The sequence below is a fragment of the Rhizobium sp. TRM95796 genome, from assembly GCF_025779995.1.
Classification (GTDB): Bacteria; Pseudomonadota; Alphaproteobacteria; order Rhizobiales; family Rhizobiaceae; genus Rhizobium_E.
In genome coordinates, this window is sequence record NZ_JAOXHE010000010.1 from 220,061 (window position 1) to 238,138 (window position 18,078).

Genomic DNA, 18,078 nt, shown 5'->3' on the forward strand with positions numbered 1-18,078 from the left:
GTCTGTCCTCCCGCCCGCGTCTCATTCAAAACCGAGGAATTCGAAGATCTGCCGATCCTTCATCGGCTCGGCTTCGAGCGCCGGCGTGCCGGCCCAGAGCCGTTCGGCAAGCTGGATATATTCAGCCTGGATTCCCTTGATCTCGGGGGCGTCTCCCATCTCAAACAGCGTGCTCTTCTTGAGGCGGCTCAGCCGGACATGATCGGAATCCGGCACATGGGCGAGGCGCTTGAGCCCGATCGCGGCGTTATAGCGGTCGATCTGATCGGTCTCGCGAGAGCGATTGGCGATGACGCCGCCGAGACGGACCTCGTAATTGCGCGACTTGGCCTTGATGGCGGCGACGATGCGGTTCATCGCGAAGATGGAGTCGAAATCGTTGGCGGCCACCACCACGGCGCGTTCGGCATGCTGAAGCGGCGCCGCGAAGCCGCCGCAGACCACATCGCCCAGCACGTCGAAGATCACCACGTCGGTGTCGTCGAGCAGGTGATGTTCCTTGAGAAGCTTGACGGTCTGGCCGACGACATAACCGCCGCAGCCGGTGCCGGCCGGCGGACCGCCCGCCTCGATGCATTGCACGCCGTTATAGCCTTCGACCATATAGTCTTCGGGCCGGAGTTCCTCGCTGTGGAAGTCGACCTTTTCCAGGACATCGATCACCGTCGGGATCAGGCTCTTGGTGAGCGTGAAGGTGGAATCGTGCTTGGGGTCGCAGCCGATCTGCAGCACCCGCTTGCCGATCTTGGAAAAGGCGACCGAGAGGTTTGACGAGGTGGTGGATTTGCCGATCCCGCCCTTGCCATAGACGGCGAAGACCTTGGCTCCTTCGATTTCCATTGTCGGGTCGAGATGGACCTGGACGCTGCCCTCGCCATCGGCGCGCTCCCGCAGCTTGCGGGCGACGCGCGCGTCATGTTCGGCTGTCTTGGCATGGGTGTAGATGTTCATTGGGCAGCCTCCCTGACCACGCCTTCGAGACGGTCTTCCAGTTCTTCGCCCGCCAGCCTGAGAGCGGCGAGCGTTTCGGCGTCGGGTTGCCAGTAATTCCGCTCATGCGCTTCCATCAGACGCGACGCGACGCGGGCGGTGGAGGCCGGGTTGAGGGCCGACAGCCGACGGCGCATCGCCGGATCCAGCATGAACGTCTCGGTCATCTGCTGGTAGACCCAGGGGTCGACGCCGCCGGTGGTCGCCGACCAGCCGAGCGTGTTGGCGACCTGGGTCTCGATATGGCGCACGCCTTCATAGCCATGCTTGAGCATGCCTTCGAACCATTTGGGATTCAGCGTCCGGGTGCGGGTTTCGAGCGCCACCTGTTCACCGAGCGTCCGCACCTTGCCCTCGCCCTGGGTCTGGTCGGAGATGAACACCGGAAGAGCCCCGCCGCCCTTGGCGCGGTTGACGGCCTTGGTGAGCCCGCCCAGCGTGTCGAAATAGTTCTCGATTGTGGTGACGCCGACCTCGACGGATTCGAGATTCTGATAGGCCATGTCGACCTCGCCCAGCATGGCGTCGAGAACCTCCGTCTGCCGGCTGGTCTTGCCCTTGCGATTGATGGCGAAGCTCTTGCGGCTGGTATAAGTGTCGGCGATCTCCTCGTCGTCGGACCAGGCGGACGACGCGATCAGCATGTTGACATTGGCCCCGTAGGCGCCGTCCGCATTGGAGAAGACGCGATAGGCGGCCTGCTCGATATCGCAGCCATGGCTCTCGCAATAGGCGAGCGCATGCTTGCGGATGAAATTCATTTCGACCGGTTCATCGGCGGCGGCGGCGAGATAGCTCGCTTCGGCCAGCATGCTCGCCTGGATCGGCAGGAGATCACGGAAGATGCCGGAGAGCGTCACCACCGCATCGATGCGTGGGCGCTTCAGCTCTTCGAGCGGGATCAGGATCGCCCCGCAGACGCGATTGTAGAAATCGAGCTTCGGCGTCGCGCCCATCAGCGCCATGGCCTGGGCGAGCGGCGCGCCGCCGGTCTTGAGATTGTCGGTGCCCCACAGCACCATCGCCACGGTTTCCGGCAGGCGGCCGTCGATCTTCATGTAGCGGTCGAGCACGCGCGCGGCCTGGCGCGCGCCGTCCTGCACGGCAAAGGCGCTCGGAATGCCGAAGGGATCGAAGCCGTGAATGTTGCGCCCGGTCGGCAGAAGCTCCGGCGTGCGCAGGAGATCACCGGAAGGCGACGGCATGACGAAACGCCCATCGAGCGCCCGGACGAGCCCATCGAGTTCGCGGTTTTCCGCAAGTCCGGCATTCAGCGCCGAAAGCCGGACGACCGCTTGCTTCCGGCCTTCATCCGCCTGTCGCATCATAGCGGCGATGCGCGCCTCGTCGGCATCTATGATCGCTGACAACAGGTCGGCGTCATCCTTGATCCCGGCTGCATCCTCCATGCCCGCCGCGACATGCGCGAGCATATCGAGCCGCTCGGCTCTGTCCATCGGACGGCCCGCGACATGAAGACCATGCGGAATCAGCGCATATTCGAGCTCATTGACCGCGCGCAGGATCTCCTGGACGAAGGGCGCGTCGCTGCTTTGGGCGTTATCGCCGGCGAGGTCCAACTGCTCGGCCTGGACGCGGATGAGCGCAATCAGTTTCTCGCGCTCGGCCAGCGCTTCGGGCGCCGTGGCGCGGTAGCGGTCGAGGCTCGATTTCAGCTCGCTCAGCCCCTTGTAGAGCCCGGCTTGCGTGACCGGCGGCGTCAGGTAGGAAATGAGCGTGGCGGCCGAGCGGCGCTTGGCGATCGAGCCTTCGGAGGGATTGTTGGCGGCATAGAGATAGAAGTTCGGCAGCGCGCCGAGAATGCGGTCGGGCCAGCAAGTCGAGGATAATCCGCTCTGCTTGCCGGGCATGAATTCGAGCGCGCCATGGGTGCCGAAATGCAGCACCGCATCGGCGCGGAAGACTTCGCGAAGATAGGTGTAATAGGCCGCAAAAGCATGATTGGGGGCAAAGCCGGCTTCGAACAGCAGCCGCATCGGATCGCCTTCATAGCCGAAGGACGGTTGCAGACCGACCAGCAGCTTGCCGAACTGCCGGCCGAGCAGGAAAATGCCGCAGCCATTGCTGAGAATGCGGCCAGGCGCCGTCCCCCATTGCGCCTCGATTTCGTCGAGATGGCGCTGGCGCCGGACATGATCGTCGGTGGGGATGATCGCATGCACATTCGCTTCGACGCCGTAAAGCGCCGCATTGCCTTCGAGGATCATGCCGCGCAGGGCGTCGACGCTTTCGGGCGTCTCGACATCATAGCCTTCAGCCTGGAGTCGCCGCATCGTCTCGTAGAGGCTTTCGAACACCGACAGGAAAGCAGCCGTTCCGATGCTGCCGCTGTTGGGCGGATAGTTGAACAGCGTCACCGCGATGCGGCGCTCGCGCCGAGCGCTGCGGCGGAGATTGGCCATCGCCGCCAGCCGATCAGCCAGCAAGCCGACGCGTTCGTCATCCGGCTGCATGCAGGCGCGGCCCTCGGGGCATTGACCGAGTTCGCGGGCGCAGATGCAGGGTTTCGATTTGCCGCCGCAATCGGATCGACCGCCGATGACCATCGAGCCGACGGCGCCGTCGAGTTCGGGAATAGCGACCATCAACGTCGTTTCGATCGGCGTCAGTCCCTGCGTGGACGCCTGCCAGCCCTCTTTCGACTGGAATTCGGTCACGAAGGCGGAGAGGTAGGGGACATCGAGCTTTTCGAGCGTCTCCGCTGCGGCCTTGGCGTCGCTATAAGCGGGGCCGCCGACCAGCGAGAAGCCGGTGAGCGAGCAGAGCGCATCGACCTTGAGGCCGCCTTCGGACGGGTCCATGTAGCGGCTGATCGCGGCGCGCATGTCGAGCCCGCTCGAGAAGACCGGCAGGACGCGATATCCCCGCGCTTCCAGCGCGCCTATCACCCGATCGTAATGACCGGTGTCGCCGGACAAAATATAGGTCCGGAGCAACAGCAGTCCGATGGTCCCCTTCGACGCATCGAGCGGCGGCAGGGCCCTTAGCTGCTCGGTGACCCGCGGCGTGAGGCGCGGATGATAGAGCCCGATCTCGGGATAGTCGACGGGATCTCCGACCGAAATCCGGCCCTGCAGCCCCTTGCGGTCGCCGCGCGCATATTTGCCCACAAGCAGCCGCACCATATTGGCGATGTTCTCGTCCGAGGCGGCGATGCGGTATTGCAGCGTCAGGAAATAATTGCGCACATCCTGCGCAGTGCCGGGGATGAAGCGCAGAAGCTGCGGCAGCCGCCGGAGCATGGCGAGTTGGCGCTCGCCGGCGGTCTTGCCGCTGTCGCGGCCGTTGCGCGAGCTCGAGCCGCGCAACTTCTTCAACAGCGCCAACGGCCCCTTCTGCTCGTCGCTCATGCGGAAGCGACCCATGGTGGTGTATTTCATGATCGTGCCGGCCGACATGCAGCAGACCATGGCGTCGCAATCGCGATGGCGGACTTCCAACACGTCGGCGATGGCGCGCACATGTTCTTCGACGAAGATCATCGAGACGATGATGATGTCGCCTCCGAGGATCGCGGCCCGGCAGTCGGCCAGGCTCGTTAGATCCTCCGCCCAGTCGGTGGCGGCGTGAACCGTCAGCGTCAGGCCCGGCAAATCGCGGGCCAACGCGCGGCGGGCGTCGTCGACGGCGGCGGCGATGTGATTGTCCAAAGTGACCAGCACCACCCTGACCGGGGTGCTGTCAGCGGGCGAAATGGGCTTTCGCATCATACAGCGTCTCCACGGTGATCGGGTGAATGCCTTTGCTGGCGGCAAAGAGTTCGGTGTTGCGCCGGGCCTTGCCGCGCACGAAAAAGGGTACTTTTTTCAATTCGCGCTCGGCGTCGACCGTCCAGATCCGCGCCGCCTCGGCAGGCGCAGGCGCATCGACCTGTTCGGCGGTGGCATGCGGATGTAGATGCGAGGCGGCGGCCTCGTCGTTGAACTCGAAATCGTCGCGGAACATCTGCAGGAGATGCTCCTCCAGTCCCATCATGAGCGGATGCACCCAGCTGTCGAAGATGACATTGGCGCCTTCGAAACCCATCTGCGGCGAATAGCGTGCGGGAAAATCCTGAACATGCACCGGCGCCGAGATCACCGCGCAGGGGACCCTCAGCCGCTTGGCGATATGGCGCTCCATCTGCGTGCCCAGCACGAGCTCGGGGCGGGCCGCGACGATGGCGGCCTCGACATCGAGATGATCGTCGGTGATCAGCGCGTCTACGCCGTAGCGGGCGGCGGCCTCGCGAACGTCGCGGGCGAATTCGCGCATATAGGTTCCCAGCCCGCAAACGCGGAAACCGAGTTCCTCCGAAGCAATGCGCGCGGCGGCGATGGCGTGGGTGGCGTCGCCGAAGATGAAGACCCGCTTATTGGTGAGATAGGTGCTGTCGACAGATCGGGCGTACCAGGTGAGCCGGTCTTTCCCGCCCTGCCCCGATTCGCCTGTGCTCTGTAGCGCAAACCCGGCCAGAGCGCGCGCCTCAGCGAGGAAGCGCCTGGTTGCGCCGACGCCGATCGGAATCGTGGCGGTGAAAGGCATGCCATGGGTCTTCTGCAGCCAGCGCGCCGCGGTGTCGGCGATCTCCGGATAGAGCACGATGTTGAAGGCGGCTTCCGGCAGGCGGGCGAGATCGGCGGGGCTGGCGTCGAGCGGGGCGACGACGCGGACATCGAATCCCTCATCGGTGAGAAGCCGCCGGATTTCCTCGACATCGTCGCGGCAGCGGAAGCCCAGCGCAGTTGGGCCGAGAATGTTGCAGCTGTTTGGCGCGATCTCCGCCGGGCGGGCGACCGGGCCGGCGAAAGCGCGCACCAGACGGTAAAAGGTTTCGGCCGCGCCCCAGTTTTCCTTCTTCTGGTAGGACGGCAGTTCCAGCGGAATGACCGGCAGCGGCATATCCAGCGCGCGGGCGAGCCCGCCGGGATCGTCCTGCAGCAGTTCGGCGGTGCACGAAGCGCCGACCAGCAGCGCCTCGGGCTGGAAGCGGTCGACCGCGGCCTGACAGGCAGTCTTGAAAATATCGGCCGTCGAACCCGAGAGGTCGCGCGCCTGGAATGTGGTGTAGGTGACCGGCGGACGCGTCGACCGGCGCTCGATCATCGTAAAGAGAAGATCGGCATAGGTGTCTCCCTGCGGCGCATGAAGAACGTAGTGGACGCCGCGCATGGATGCGGCAATCCGCATGGCGCCGACATGGGGAGGTCCTTCATAGGTCCACAGGGAGAGTTTCATTCGGCCGCCTCCATGTTTGCCGGGCGGCCGGTCAGGATGTGATTGCGCATCAGCGGGCGCGCGAAGAGTTCTGCGAGATCGCCGGCCTGCTCATAGCCCTGGATCGGCGTGAAGGCGAATTCGATCGACCATTTGGTGATGCGGCCCTCGGCCTCGAAGGGATTGGCGAGCCCCAGCCCGCAGACGATCAGATCCGGCGCGGCGGCGTGGCAGCGATCGATCTGTCGATCGACATCCTGTCCTTCGGAGACGATGACGCCCGGCGGCAAGAGCGCGATTTCGCCGGCGACATGCTCTCGATGCAGATAAGGGCTGCCGACTTCGACGATATCCGCGTCAAGTTCCTGATGAAGATAGCGGGCGAGCGACGGTTCGAGCTGGGAGTCGGGAAAGAAGAAGATCTTCTTTCCGGCAAGCCAGCCGCGATAATGCTCGATCGCCTGCCGGGCGCGTTTGCGCGGCTGGGCCACGACGGCGTCGAACCGGGCGCGGTCGATGCCGAAGGCGGCGGCGATGGCCCAAAGCCAGGCCGTGGTTCCCTCGCTTCCCAGCGGGAAGATGGCGTCGATGCGCCGCCCGCCGCGGGCGTCGAGCGCCTGCGCCGTCGCGCCGAGATAGGGTTGAGCCAGCACGTAGCGCGTCTCGGGGCCGATGCCGAGCCCGGCAGTGGCGCTGCGGCCGGGCAGGAACACGACATCATCAATGCCCATGGCGGCCAGGAGACGCTGGAACTGATCCTCCACCACATCGGCGAGACATCCTGCGACGACCAGGCGGGCGCGGGCTTTCGGCGCAGCGGGCTTGGCCGCATCCGCGACGAGTGCGGCGAGGAAATTGTCTTCGCCTTGGGTGAATGTCGTCTCTATGCCGCTGCCGGAATAGGCGATCACCCGGCAACGCGGCGCATGGTGTCCGTTCAGACGGCCAGCGGCGCGACCGAGGTCCAGTTTGATGACTTCGGAAGGACAGGAGCCTACCAGCACGAGCATGCGGATATCGGGCCTGCGGTCGAGAAGCCGGGCGACGACCTGATCGAGTTCGTCATGCATGTCGGCCATGCCGGCGAGATCGCGCTCTTCCATGATGGCGGTGGCGAAACGGGGTTCCGAAAAGATCATCACGCCCGCCGCCGACTGCATGAGATGGGCGCAGGTGCGTGAACCGACGATGAGGAAAAACGCGTCCTGCACCTTGCGATGCAGCCAGATGATCGAGGTCAGGCCGCAAAAGACTTCGTGCTGGCCGCGCTCGCGCACCACGGGCGGACTGGCGCAGGCGGTCGACGGGAGATCGATCATGGGCGTGGTCATGATGCGCCTCCCGGGATTTCGAGCCCGGAGGCGAGACCGACCGCAGGCGCCGACCGCCGCGACGCGGCGTCGAGACGCGCAAGCCGGAGCTTCCAGACGAACTGACCAGCGTTGACCACATAGGTCGCATAGGCTGCAAGCGCGAGCAGCAGGCGACCGTGATCGCCAAACAGCCCCAGAAAAAGCGCCAGCAGATAGGCGGTGTGTAGCGCCAGCACCAGCATGGAGAAAACATCTTCCCAGAAGAAAGGCCGCGCAAAGAGGTAGCAGCCGAACACCTGCTTTTCCCAGATCGAACCGGTGATCATGATGGCGTAGAGCGTGAACGTCTTGGCGACGATCGAGACCTCCGCCGCCAACAGGCCGTTGCCGGTGATCATATAGCGCAGGATAAATGTCAGACTCGCCAGGAACACGACGAATTGGATTGGCGCGAGAATGCCCTGAACCAGGGTCCATCCACTTTCGTCGCGCTTCCGTCTTTCCTCCTCGGTGTAAAGAACGGGAGCGGACGCCGTCTGTTCGGTCCTGCCCATCGTGGTCATGTCTTCTCCCCGGATGCATCCCTAGGGCCTATTGGGATGACGACGGAGAGTAGTCCTGTAAATGTCACAGTGTCAACTTAGGTTGACGTTAATTTTCATTTACATCTGGTTGCAGTCTGGCATTCTAGGAATGCTCGCTGGCGCAGAAGACGGCTGGATCCGCGCTGCATCCCGGGGCCGCATTTGCTCGTCATCGGTGAGGGAGGCGCTCGCGCGCGGGGCTGGATGGATGAGATCTCATATCAAGGGGGACGAGGGTTCCCACCGGGGGCGCTTGCCCGACCGGAAAGCCTGAAAAGCCGGGCGACCCTTGCTCCGCATCGAGCGGACGTGTACCTCCTATCCAGCGAACGGGATGAGCTTCGCCGCATTATTGGGGGGACGGTGGCGTCGATGACCGCCGACAAGCTGGCCGCGCGCTATGAAATCGGGCTGGAGCATGACAGGCGCTACGATCTGGCGCTCGCGGATTTCTGTCGCTTGATCGTCAGTCCGCGCGTCCGGCCGTCGCGTCTGCGCGACTATCTTCGCGACGAACTGCCTCAGGAACAGCCAGATTTCGTGAGAATCCTCTTCATCGAGACCGTCGCCCGCCTTCTGGGGCAGCGCTGGGTGAGCGGCGATTGCAGCTTTGTCGATGTCAGCATCGGCGTCGCGCGGCTGCAGGAGTTGATCCGGTCCTTGTCGTTCGAATATCGGGGCATGCACGCGGCCGCATCGGCGCCTTTCGTGGTGCTGACGACGCCCTATGGCGAGCAACATACGCTGATGCTGCATCTCCTCGGCCTGCTGTTCGACGCGCTTGGCTGGACGAGCCTCATTCTCGAAGGCGAAGACGCGCGCGGCGCGCGGCTGCGCACGGCGATAGACCAGGCCGATATCGTCTGCATCGGCTGGAGCAATATCCGCTTGCGGCCGACCTTTACGCAACTCGTCGACACGATAAAACTGCAACGACCACATGCGCGGCCGCCAATCGTGACCGGCGGCGTCGCGGCGCTGGAGTCCGTTGATTTTCTTGTACGTTTGGGGATTGACTGCATATGTGACAGCGTTTATTCCGCATCTAGGATCTGTGAAAGTTTCTACGAACTGGAAAAGTTCGGCCACCAGGCGAAAACAAGCGGCCGCAAGACTGCTGCGAGCGCCCGCGGAACGGATTGGCTGAAACGATGAAGCCTCTGAACGGTGCGAGCGCAATGCATGGCTTTGAAGTCGCGGTAAGCCTGCTCAAATCGCTCGACGCCGATTCCATCGGGGCGCTGGTCGGTCTGAGCGCCGACGTCGTCATGCTCGTCGATCATTCCCATAGAGTCTCCCGCGTCTTCGTGTCCGACCCAGAGATCGGCAGCTACGGCCTCGCCAAGGCTGTCGGCAAGCGTCTCCAGGATCTGGTGACGGTCGAGTCTGTCCCCAAGGTAGAGGCGATGCTGTCGGGAGACGACAAGATTCGTCATTCGCGCGGCTACCAGATCAATCATCCGTCCGACGGCAAACCAGACCTGCCGGTGCTCTATTCGGCGTTTGCCGCGCCGGAATTTCCGTTCACCCTCGTCGTAGGGCGGGAACTGCGCCAGCAGATGCTGGACCAGCAGCGCCTGGTCGAAACACAGATGGATCTGGAGGCCGATTACCGCGAACTTCAGGAAGCGGAAGCCCGCTATCGCACCGCCTTCCGGATCTCGACGATCGCGCATCTGATGATCGACGGCGAACGCAAGACGGTGCTCGATGCGAACGCCGCCGCGCTCGCTCTGCTGTCGGCGAATGGCGGCGGGATCGTCGGTCGGTCGTTCCGCGATCTCTTCGGCAAGCAGGATCGCGACCGTATCAGCGACGCCATGGCCGAGGCGCGCCATAGCGCCAACGCGGTTTTTCTCGAAAACACCAAGAATTCCAAGGGTGACGCGGTCTCTCTCAATCTGCGCTCCTATCGCGAGAACGGCGCGACCAATCTGATCGTTTCGGTCTGGGCGAGCGGCGACGCTGTCGAGGCGCGCCGCCAGCATGTCGAGAAACCGGTCGCCGGCGTCGCCGATCTTTCGGACCTGCCGGAAGCGGCCGTGCAGACCAATGCCGAGGGTCAGGTGATCGCCGCCAATGCGCTGTTCCTCGATCTGGTTCATGCTCCGTCGCTGGCGCAGGTTCTTGGGCGCAACATCGGGTCCTGGTTCGGCAAATCGACGCTCGATATGCACGTTCTCTATTCGCGACTGACCGAAGAGCAGATCGTTCGCGGCTTCTCGACGGTTCTTACGGACAATTTCGCCGGCGAGCGCGCGGTGCAAATCTCAGCCAGGCGCAATTCCGAGGCGGGCCAGGTGCAACTGATCCTGGCGACGCAGCCGATCGCCGTCGAACGACTCGCCATACCTACGCCAGGAGCGCCTGAACAGGCGGAGGGCTTCGCCAACCTCGTCGGCAAGGTGCCGCTGAAAGACCTGATGCGAGAATCACTCGACGTGATCGAAAAAATCTGCATCGAAGCGGCTCTGGACCAGACCAACAACAACCGCGCCTACGCCGCCGAAATTCTAGGCCTGTCACGCCAGAGCCTCTACATCAAGCTCCGTCGGCACGGCCTGGAAGACTACCGTCCTTCCAACTGACCTTCGCTCTTCCCCTTGCCCGTAACGTCGGTCCGATGAACCCATCGGCGCGCAGAATCTACACGACTGTCCGCACCGTATGACACTGTCAATTTTAATTGACACTTCTCGTGGCCGCGTCTAGCATTCGGACATGCAGATCACCCGAACCCACACCCAGCCTGCAGACTGGCCGAGCCCTTCGGCGGTAATCGCGTTGCTGAAGCCCATCACCTGGTTCCCGCCGATGTGGGCCTATGCGTGCGGCGCGATTTCGTCGGGTGAGACCTTCGCGAACGCCGCAGCCGCCGCAATCGCCGGGGTCGTCCTCGCCGGTCCGTTGCTCTGCGGCGCGAGCCAGGCGATCAACGATTGGTTCGACCGTCATGTCGATGCGATCAACGAACCGCATCGCGTCATCCCCTCCGGTCGGATGCCGGGTCGCTGGGGTCTTGGGATCGCGATTGCGATGTCGCTGCTTTCGGCGCTGGCCGCGGCGCTGCTCGGCCCGCACGTCCTTCTGCCGGCGCTCATCGGCCTCGCCTTCGCCTGGGCCTACAGCGCCCCGCCCTTTCGCTTCAAGCAAAATGGCTGGATCGGCAATGCCGTGGTCGGCCTGAGCTATGAAACCTTGCCCTGGATCACCGCGGCCACGGCCATGACCGGACGAGCGCCGACAGGCTCGATCCTGCTCGTCGCGCTCCTTTACGGCGTCGGCGCGCACGGCATCCTCACGCTCAACGATTTCAAGTCCATCCGCGGCGACCGCGAGATGAACATCGCCACGCTGCCGGCGCGGCACGGACCGAGGGCGGCGGCCATCATCGCATCCGTCACGATGGCGGCGCCGCAGCTCGCGGTGGCGATGCTGCTTTTGCTCTGGGGTCTCGCCAATCACGCGCTCGCCGTGGCGATCCTGCTGGTCATCCAGGCGGCGCTGATGATCCGTTTCGTCGCCGATCCCGTGCGTCGCGCCGTCTGGTATTCGTCGATCGGCGTCGGCCTCTATGTCGGGGGCATGATGATCGCGGCCTTCGGCATGCGTCACCTCGACATCCCCCTCCCGATTGGCTGAAGGAAATCGCGATGCAGACCACCGGACCGACCCTTCACCGTCTCTCGAAGACATCGACCGGACTCGGCTGGCTCGACATCGTCAGGCTCGGCCTCGTTCAGGCGGCGATCGGAGCCATCGTGGTGCTGACCAATTCGACGCTGAACCGGGTGATGGTCGTCGAGCTCGGTCTCGCCGCCGTCGTTCCGGGACTGCTGGTCGGCCTGCACTACGCCGTGCAAATCACCCGTCCGCTCTGGGGTCATCGTTCCGACGCCGGCGGGTCGCGCGCCTCCTGGATCCTGATCGGGCTGGCGATACTGGCGCTCGGCGGGGTTCTGGCCTCGGCCACGACATTTCTGTTTCCCCACAGCCATCTGGCCGGCCTGGCGATCGCCGTCGTCGCTTATGTTCTGATCGGCATGGGCGTCGGCGCGAGCGGGACCTCGCTCTTGGCCTTGATCGCCACCCGCACAGCCGCGGAACGCCGGGCCAGCGCCGCAACGATCACCTGGATGATGATGATCTTCGGCATCATCGCAACCTCCATCGTGACAGGCACTCTGCTGGACCCCTATTCGCCCGAGCGGCTCGTGGTCGTCACCGCCGCCACCGGCGCAACGGCCTTCCTCGTCGCATGGTTGGCCATTTATCGCCTCGAGGCTCGGCCGGAAATCGCAAACGAGACCGCAGCAGCGCCGAAGCCTGGCTTTAACGACAGCCTGAAAAACGTGTGGCGGGATCGCCAGGCCAAGCTCTTCACCCTGTTCATATTCCTGTCGATGCTGGCTTATTCGACCCAGGACCTCATCCTCGAACCTTTTGCGGGCCTCTTGTTCGGGATGAGCCCGGGTGAATCGACCCGCTTGTCGGGGTCACAGCACATGGGCGTGTTCCTCGGCATGGCGCTGGTCGGCGGCGGAGGTTTTCTGTTTGGACGGCGGCTGCCCAATCTCACCCGAATCTTCATCATCACCGGCTGCTTCGGTTCGGCATTGGCGCTGGTCGCGCTTTGTTTTGCCGCGACGCTCGCGCCGCGCTGGCCGCTTCAAGTCAATGTATTCGCGCTCGGCTTCATGAATGGCGTGTTCGCCGTGGCGGCGATCGGAGCCATGATGACACTCGCCACCCGCGGCGCCAGCGGCAATGCCGGCATGCGGATGGGGGTCTGGGGAGCGGCTCAGGCGATTTCTTTCGGTATCGGCGGATTGCTCGGCAGCGTCGCGCTGGATCTCGGCCGGCGCTACACCGGCGCCGATGAGACCGCCTTCGCGCTCGTTTTCGGCCTCGAGGCTCTGCTCTTCCTCATGTCGACGGCGGTCGCCTTCGCCCTGGGGCGGGAGAGCCGCGATATCGCCGACGCCGACTATCCGGCATCCATACAGCCGGCGGAGTGAGGCCATGTCCGCAACCGACGTTCCGAAGACCTGGCCGGAAATCTTCGACGTCGCCGTGATCGGCGGCGGGCCGAGCGGCGCGATCGCCGCCGAACGTCTCGTCTTGGCGGGTCGCTCCGTCCTGCTCGTCGACCCCTGCAACAGGATCAAGCCTTGCGGGGGCGCCATTCCGTCGCGCGCTTTGAAGGATTTCTCGATCCCCGAAGACTGTCTCGTCGCCCGCGCCTACGGCGCGCGCATCATCGCTCCATCCGGCCGAGCGGTGGAGATGCGCATCGGCGATATCGGTTTCGTCGGCATGGTCGATCGCGTCACCTTCGACCCCTATCTGCGCGGTCGCGCCATTGCCGCGGGCGCGTATTTCCTCGAGGGCAGGCTCGACACGCTCGAACAAACGGCGGATGGCATGCTCGATCTCACCCTTTCGCGAGGCGAACGTCATTCCATCCCGGCGCGCGATACAGCGCGCGCCAGAATGGTGATCGGCGCGGATGGCGCAAATTCGGTGGTGCGCCGACAAATGTTCGCTGCTCATCGGCGTCCCACCTATGTCTTCGCCTATCATGAGATCGTCGAGACGCCCGATGGTTGCGCGCCCACTGCCTTCGCCGCCGACCGCTGCGACGTCGTCTATGACGGCCGCATCTCTCCGGATTTCTATGGCTGGGTGTTTCCGCATGGGAAGCAGACTTCCGTCGGTTGCGGCTCGGGCGTAAAGGGGCACGATCTGCGTCAGGCGACCGCAGCGCTCAGGCAGGCGTCGGGCCTGGCGGGCTGCCGCACCATACGCCGCGAAGGCGCGCCTTTACCGCTGAAGCCGATGCGGCGCTGGGACAACGGCCGCAACGTGCTTTTGACCGGCGACGCCGCCGGGACCGTGGCCCCCTCCTCCGGCGAAGGCATCTATTACGCCATGCTGAGCGGACGGCTCTGCGCCGAGGCGGTGGACGCCTGCCTCGCCACAGGTCGAGCCGCCCCGCTGAAACAGGCGCGCCGCGCCTTTATGCGGGATCATGGTCGCGTGTTCTTCATCCTCGGCGTCATGCAGGCGGTCTGGTATCGCAGCGATCGGCTGCGCGAGAAATTCGTCTCGCTCTGCGCCGATCCGGATGTCCAGCGTCTGACCTGGGAATCTTATTTGAACAAAAAAATATCGCGCCGAGATCCTTTCGCGCATCTGCGCGTATTTTTGAAGGATATCCGTGAGCTCTTCAGTCACCCGGCGAGCCAGAAATGACTGTTCTCCTCGATCTGCTTACCTCCGGCTGGATCAGCGCGTTCGCGATCGCCGTTCTGTGGGTCGAAACGGCGGCGCTTTCGCTCCTGTCGCCTGAACCCCTGCGCCGGTTCAGGATGCTCGCGGCCAACGCCTGTTCAGGCTCCTGCCTTCTCTCGGCCGTCGGCCTCGCCCTCGCGCAACAAAACCCGCTCTGGGTCCTGCTTCTGCTGGCGGGCTCGCTCGCCGCGCATGGGATCGACATCTTTCTGCGCGCCGAGCCTTACGCGGAAGGGTTTAAGCGAAGGACGGAATAGTTGAGAAATCCCGCTGTGGTGACCCAGGCGAGATAGGGAATGAACAACAGCGCCGCCGCGACCGACACCGGCCAGGCGGTCGCGATGAAACCGAGGATGGAGAGCCAGAGCAATGCGATGTCGACAAGGGCGAGGTTCATCTTGCGGAGGCCGAAAAAGATCCAAGACCACGACGCGTTGAACAGGATCTGCGCGCCCCAGAACAGAAGCGGCGGCGACCAGCCCGTCGTCACCCAGACTACCCATCCGGCATAGGCGATGCCGGCATAAAGCAGGGTCCAGACCACGGGAAACGCCCATTTCGGCGGTGTCCAGCCCGGCTTTCTCAGACCGTCATACCATTCGCCGGGCTTGAAAATCGCTCCGCTCGATGCAGCGGTGACAACGATGGCGATGAAGATGATGGCAGCCATGGCGGCCTCCCGTTCTTGGATCGGCAGCCAAAGACTACACGTTCGCGGCCGAACCGCAACGTGACAAATGCGAGAGCGACCCATTCCGGCCGCTCTGGCGACGCCCTCAACCCTTTAGCTGCGGAAGCAGTTTCCATCAGGCTTCCGTAAGGGAGGAAACAATGACAATGTTCCGCATAATCGTCTTCAGCCTGGCCATCGCTGCGGTCCCCGCAGCGACCTGGGCGCAGGAGGGCGACGCCGCCGCAGGCATGGACGTGTTCAAGAAATGCATGCCCTGTCACAATGCCGACACCGACAAGGCCAAAATCGGCCCGTCGCTGTACGGCGTCATCGGCCGCCAGCCCGGCACGGTGGAAGGCTTCAAATATTCCAAGGCCATGGTCGAGTTCGGTCAGGGCAAGGTCTGGGATGAAGCGCTTCTCAAGGCCTATTTGCCCGATCCGCGCGGTCTGGTGAAAGGCACGAAAATGGCCTTTCCGGGGCTGAAGAAAGACGCCGACGTCGTCAATGTCATCGCCTATCTCAAACAGGCAAGCGCGGCGAAATAGAACAGCAGTCGTCGCGTTCGCGCTTTCCGGGCGAACGCGACGAATGCGGTCTAAAGACGCCGCGGCCCGGAGCTTAGGGTAAAATGCCGGATACGGCCGAAGATCGCGGTCGAAACACAGATATCCAATTTCGCAATTTGCGAAAGGTCAAGGATAGGGTATGGTGATTGTACGCGAGGGAGACGCGTGGGTGAGGCCAATCACCGGGAGGGGGACATGGCCGACAACGAGAATGAGAGCCGCGATCGCTCGCCGGCGAATTCGGGCATCGCAACGTCGAATACCGGGTACGCCGCCTGCGGCGAGAACCATTTGAATTCAAACGATCACCGGATTCTCGAAAGGGCGATACGCGGCTCGGTGTCGAGCATTGTCGGGGCAAGTCACCCGGACATCGTATCGCTTCACGACCGTAGTCCGCCGTCCGATGATCCCGAATTCCGTCTTCATCCGGAACTGCATCCACTCGCCAGGCAAATGCCCGGCGCGGAGCGGGCTGTGGATTTTCGCGAGCCGCTGCTCGCCTGTCTTGTGCATCCCGATCCGCGGCATCATCGGGCGGTGATGGACGAGTTGCTGCGATCATCCGTGCCGATCCAGACCCTGGCGGTGCATCTTTTCGCGCCGGTTGCGACGCGCTTGGGCGATCTCTGGTGCAGCGATGAGGCCGATTTCATGCAGGTGGCAGTCGCCTCGACCCGCCTTCGAATGATCGTGAACCATGTCTCCTACGCCGCCCATTCCAGCCAAGCCGAACAGCCGGAACGACGCGGCGTTCTTCTCGCCTGCACGCGGGGTGCGGCGCATACGCTGGGCGTCACCATCATTGCATCCTGTTTTCGAGACATGGGCTGGGATGTCGAGGGCGGCAGCGATCTCGAAATCGGCGACGATCTCTACGCCAGGCTCGCCCGACGGCCCTACAAGCTTCTCGGCATATCCGTGGGTCGCATGGACGACATCGCCGAGTGCACCCAGGCGATCGACCGCGTCCAATCCACCCCCCGGCTGCGCGCCACCAAAATCGCACTTGGCGGCCCCGCCGTCGTCGCCGCCCCGAAGATATTTCAGCGGATTGGCGCGCATTTTGTCACGTGTTCCGCGCTGGATGTGGTGCAGTTGGCGAGCAGCGTGTAGCATGTGGCGACCGTGTTCAGATCTTGTAGATTTATTAATTTGTCGCCCGTGAAGAATTCGGAGTTATCTGATTTGCTCGGTAATATTCGGATGTTGAACGTTTCATTTACGAATTTCCGCGGCTGCGAGCGCAGGAACTTGCAAATGCGCGGAATGGCAAATCGTGATTCTTTGTGTCCGGCTATTCTGCGGCGAGGAATTCTTCCGCCACGACCGGCCGTTTAAGCGCTTGGTGATGACGCGCTGACGCCAGAGGACGGGCGAGGACAAACCCAACACGCTTCTGGAGGAAAGCCTGGCGACGGCGCTGCGGACCAAGGCGGCCAGGCAGGCCGACTTCACCAGGGCGGTTGTCGACACCAACGTGCAGCCGAAGACGGCGACCTATCCGACCGACGCCTAGCTGATGCATCGCGCCCGCGAGCGGCTGGTCAGGCTGGTGCGAAAGCTCGGCGTCGCACTCAGGAAATACTATGGCGGGTCGGCAAGCATGCGCTGATCAAGCACCAACGATATGCGTATGCCGAGCAGTTCAAGCGAACTGGCAAGGCATCGAGAAGATTAAGAACATATCTGGGAAGCGTGACCCGCGGCATCGTCCGTAAGGCCAAGAGCGATGTTGAATTCGAGGCGGCTGTCGCCAACGAACTGATGCTGGCGAGACGCGTCCATGCCGGCAACCGCAATGTCAACCGCGTCAAGGTCTCCGTCGCCACCACCCCGCACCGCTCCAAGAGCGGCCAGTTCGTTACCCATATCCAGGCGCTTCCCGAAAGACCTATGACGGACATACGCTCGAACCGTCATCCCTGCCGTCGAGGCCCGGGTTGGCGCAACGCTGACCCGCATCATCGCCGATGCCGGCTATAAAGGCCATTATGCCCCCAAGTCCCACCGCTTCAAGGTCTATACCACCGGCAAGAAGGGCGGAATGACCGACCAGATCAAACGGGAGATGCGCAGGCGATCGGCCGTCGAGCCGGTCATCGGCCACCACAAGGACGACCATCGCATGGGCCCCAACCATCTCGCCCATGCCCAGGGGACGCCATCAACACCGTCCTGACCGCCATAGGCTACAACCTCCGCCGCATCCTCGCCTGGATCGCGTTTTTGTGGGCCGATTTCTGAGCAGCGCTTGCTCCGCTAGAAACTCAAATCCGTCGTTGGAAAGCTTTTCAACGATCGTTCTTCAAGGACGAGGACACGGCCTAGACGCGAGACGTCGAACACAGAAAGCCCCCTGGCGATTGCCTTGGGGCTTGATTGATCGTGCTTTGGTTTTGGTTGCGGGGGCAGGATTTGAACCTGCGGCCTTCAGG

16 protein-coding genes are annotated in these 18,078 nt (G+C 63.4%); 10 read left to right on the plus strand and 6 right to left on the minus strand.

Features of this window, described 5'->3' with window-relative positions; all coding sequences use genetic code 11:
* Positions 1-21 precede the first annotated feature (21 nt).
* From bchL to bchF, 5 genes are read right to left on the minus strand one after another with little or no spacing between them, the layout of a single operon-like run.
* Positions 22-951, minus strand: a complete 930-nt coding sequence (gene bchL / locus OCK01_RS20830) for a ferredoxin:protochlorophyllide reductase (ATP-dependent) iron-sulfur ATP-binding protein (RefSeq protein WP_263825607.1) — start codon at positions 949-951, stop codon at positions 22-24.
* Positions 948-4,718 (minus strand): magnesium chelatase subunit H, encoded by a 3,771-nt coding sequence (locus OCK01_RS20835; protein WP_263825634.1) that lies wholly within the window; start codon positions 4,716-4,718, stop codon positions 948-950. Before OCK01_RS20835 ends, bchL begins: the two co-directional genes overlap by 4 nt.
* On the minus strand, positions 4,693-6,228 hold the full coding sequence (gene bchB, locus OCK01_RS20840) for a ferredoxin:protochlorophyllide reductase (ATP-dependent) subunit B (protein WP_263825608.1): 1,536 nt from the start codon (positions 6,226-6,228) through the stop codon (positions 4,693-4,695). Before bchB ends, OCK01_RS20835 begins: the two co-directional genes overlap by 26 nt.
* The gene (locus tag OCK01_RS20845) at positions 6,225-7,538 is read right to left on the minus strand and encodes a ferredoxin:protochlorophyllide reductase (ATP-dependent) subunit N (protein ID WP_263825609.1); all 1,314 of its coding nucleotides are present in this window, start codon (positions 7,536-7,538) and stop codon (positions 6,225-6,227) included. Before OCK01_RS20845 ends, bchB begins: the two co-directional genes overlap by 4 nt.
* On the minus strand, positions 7,535-8,083 hold the full coding sequence (gene bchF, locus OCK01_RS20850) for a 2-vinyl bacteriochlorophyllide hydratase (protein WP_263825610.1): 549 nt from the start codon (positions 8,081-8,083) through the stop codon (positions 7,535-7,537). The genes OCK01_RS20845 and bchF overlap by 4 nt, the downstream gene beginning before the upstream one ends.
* Positions 8,084-8,308: 225 nt before the next feature.
* On the opposite strand from bchF, the gene OCK01_RS20855 reads away from it, so the two are divergent.
* The 6 genes from OCK01_RS20855 to OCK01_RS20880 all read left to right on the plus strand — a co-directional run bounded on the left by OCK01_RS20855 (position 8,309) and on the right by OCK01_RS20880 (position 14,655).
* Positions 8,309-9,259: a cobalamin-binding protein gene (locus OCK01_RS20855; RefSeq protein WP_263825611.1), complete on the plus strand. Its 951-nt coding sequence runs from the start codon at positions 8,309-8,311 to the stop codon at positions 9,257-9,259.
* A 23-nt stretch (positions 9,260-9,282) separates the two neighbouring features.
* Positions 9,283-10,692 carry a transcriptional regulator PpsR gene (ppsR, locus tag OCK01_RS20860; protein ID WP_263825612.1) on the plus strand — a complete coding sequence of 470 codons (1,410 nt, stop codon included), beginning with the start codon at positions 9,283-9,285 and terminating at the stop codon, positions 10,690-10,692.
* A 133-nt stretch (positions 10,693-10,825) separates the two neighbouring features.
* The gene (gene chlG / locus OCK01_RS20865) at positions 10,826-11,746 is read left to right on the plus strand and encodes a chlorophyll synthase ChlG (protein WP_263825613.1); all 921 of its coding nucleotides are present in this window, start codon (positions 10,826-10,828) and stop codon (positions 11,744-11,746) included.
* An 11-nt stretch (positions 11,747-11,757) separates the two neighbouring features.
* The gene (locus tag OCK01_RS20870; RefSeq protein ID WP_263825614.1) at positions 11,758-13,122 is read left to right on the plus strand and encodes a BCD family MFS transporter; all 1,365 of its coding nucleotides are present in this window, start codon (positions 11,758-11,760) and stop codon (positions 13,120-13,122) included.
* Between the two features lie 4 nt (positions 13,123-13,126).
* Positions 13,127-14,359, plus strand: a complete 1,233-nt coding sequence (locus OCK01_RS20875; protein WP_263825615.1) for a geranylgeranyl diphosphate reductase — start codon at positions 13,127-13,129, stop codon at positions 14,357-14,359.
* Positions 14,356-14,655, plus strand: a complete 300-nt coding sequence (locus OCK01_RS20880; protein ID WP_263825616.1) for a hypothetical protein — start codon at positions 14,356-14,358, stop codon at positions 14,653-14,655. The genes OCK01_RS20875 and OCK01_RS20880 overlap by 4 nt, the downstream gene beginning before the upstream one ends.
* Here the strand turns inward: OCK01_RS20880 and OCK01_RS20885 are convergent.
* The gene (locus OCK01_RS20885; RefSeq protein WP_263825617.1) at positions 14,622-15,068 is read right to left on the minus strand and encodes a TspO/MBR family protein; all 447 of its coding nucleotides are present in this window, start codon (positions 15,066-15,068) and stop codon (positions 14,622-14,624) included. The genes OCK01_RS20880 and OCK01_RS20885 overlap by 34 nt on opposite strands.
* A gap of 167 nt (positions 15,069-15,235) precedes the next feature.
* Here OCK01_RS20885 and OCK01_RS20890 point away from each other — a divergent pair, with 167 nt between their 5' ends.
* The 4 genes from OCK01_RS20890 to OCK01_RS20905 all read left to right on the plus strand — a co-directional run bounded on the left by OCK01_RS20890 (position 15,236) and on the right by OCK01_RS20905 (position 17,822).
* Entirely contained in the window at positions 15,236-15,619 is a 384-nt protein-coding gene (locus tag OCK01_RS20890; protein ID WP_263825618.1) for a c-type cytochrome, read from the plus strand.
* 216 nt (positions 15,620-15,835) lie between these two features.
* Positions 15,836-16,756 (plus strand): B12-binding domain-containing protein, encoded by a 921-nt coding sequence (locus OCK01_RS20895; RefSeq protein ID WP_263825619.1) that lies wholly within the window; start codon positions 15,836-15,838, stop codon positions 16,754-16,756.
* Between the two features lie 582 nt (positions 16,757-17,338).
* On the plus strand, positions 17,339-17,626 hold the full coding sequence (locus tag OCK01_RS20900; protein ID WP_263825620.1) for a hypothetical protein: 288 nt from the start codon (positions 17,339-17,341) through the stop codon (positions 17,624-17,626).
* A gap of 61 nt (positions 17,627-17,687) precedes the next feature.
* Positions 17,688-17,822, plus strand: a complete 135-nt coding sequence (locus OCK01_RS20905) for a hypothetical protein (RefSeq protein WP_412179049.1) — start codon at positions 17,688-17,690, stop codon at positions 17,820-17,822.
* Positions 17,823-18,078: the final 256 nt, after the last annotated feature.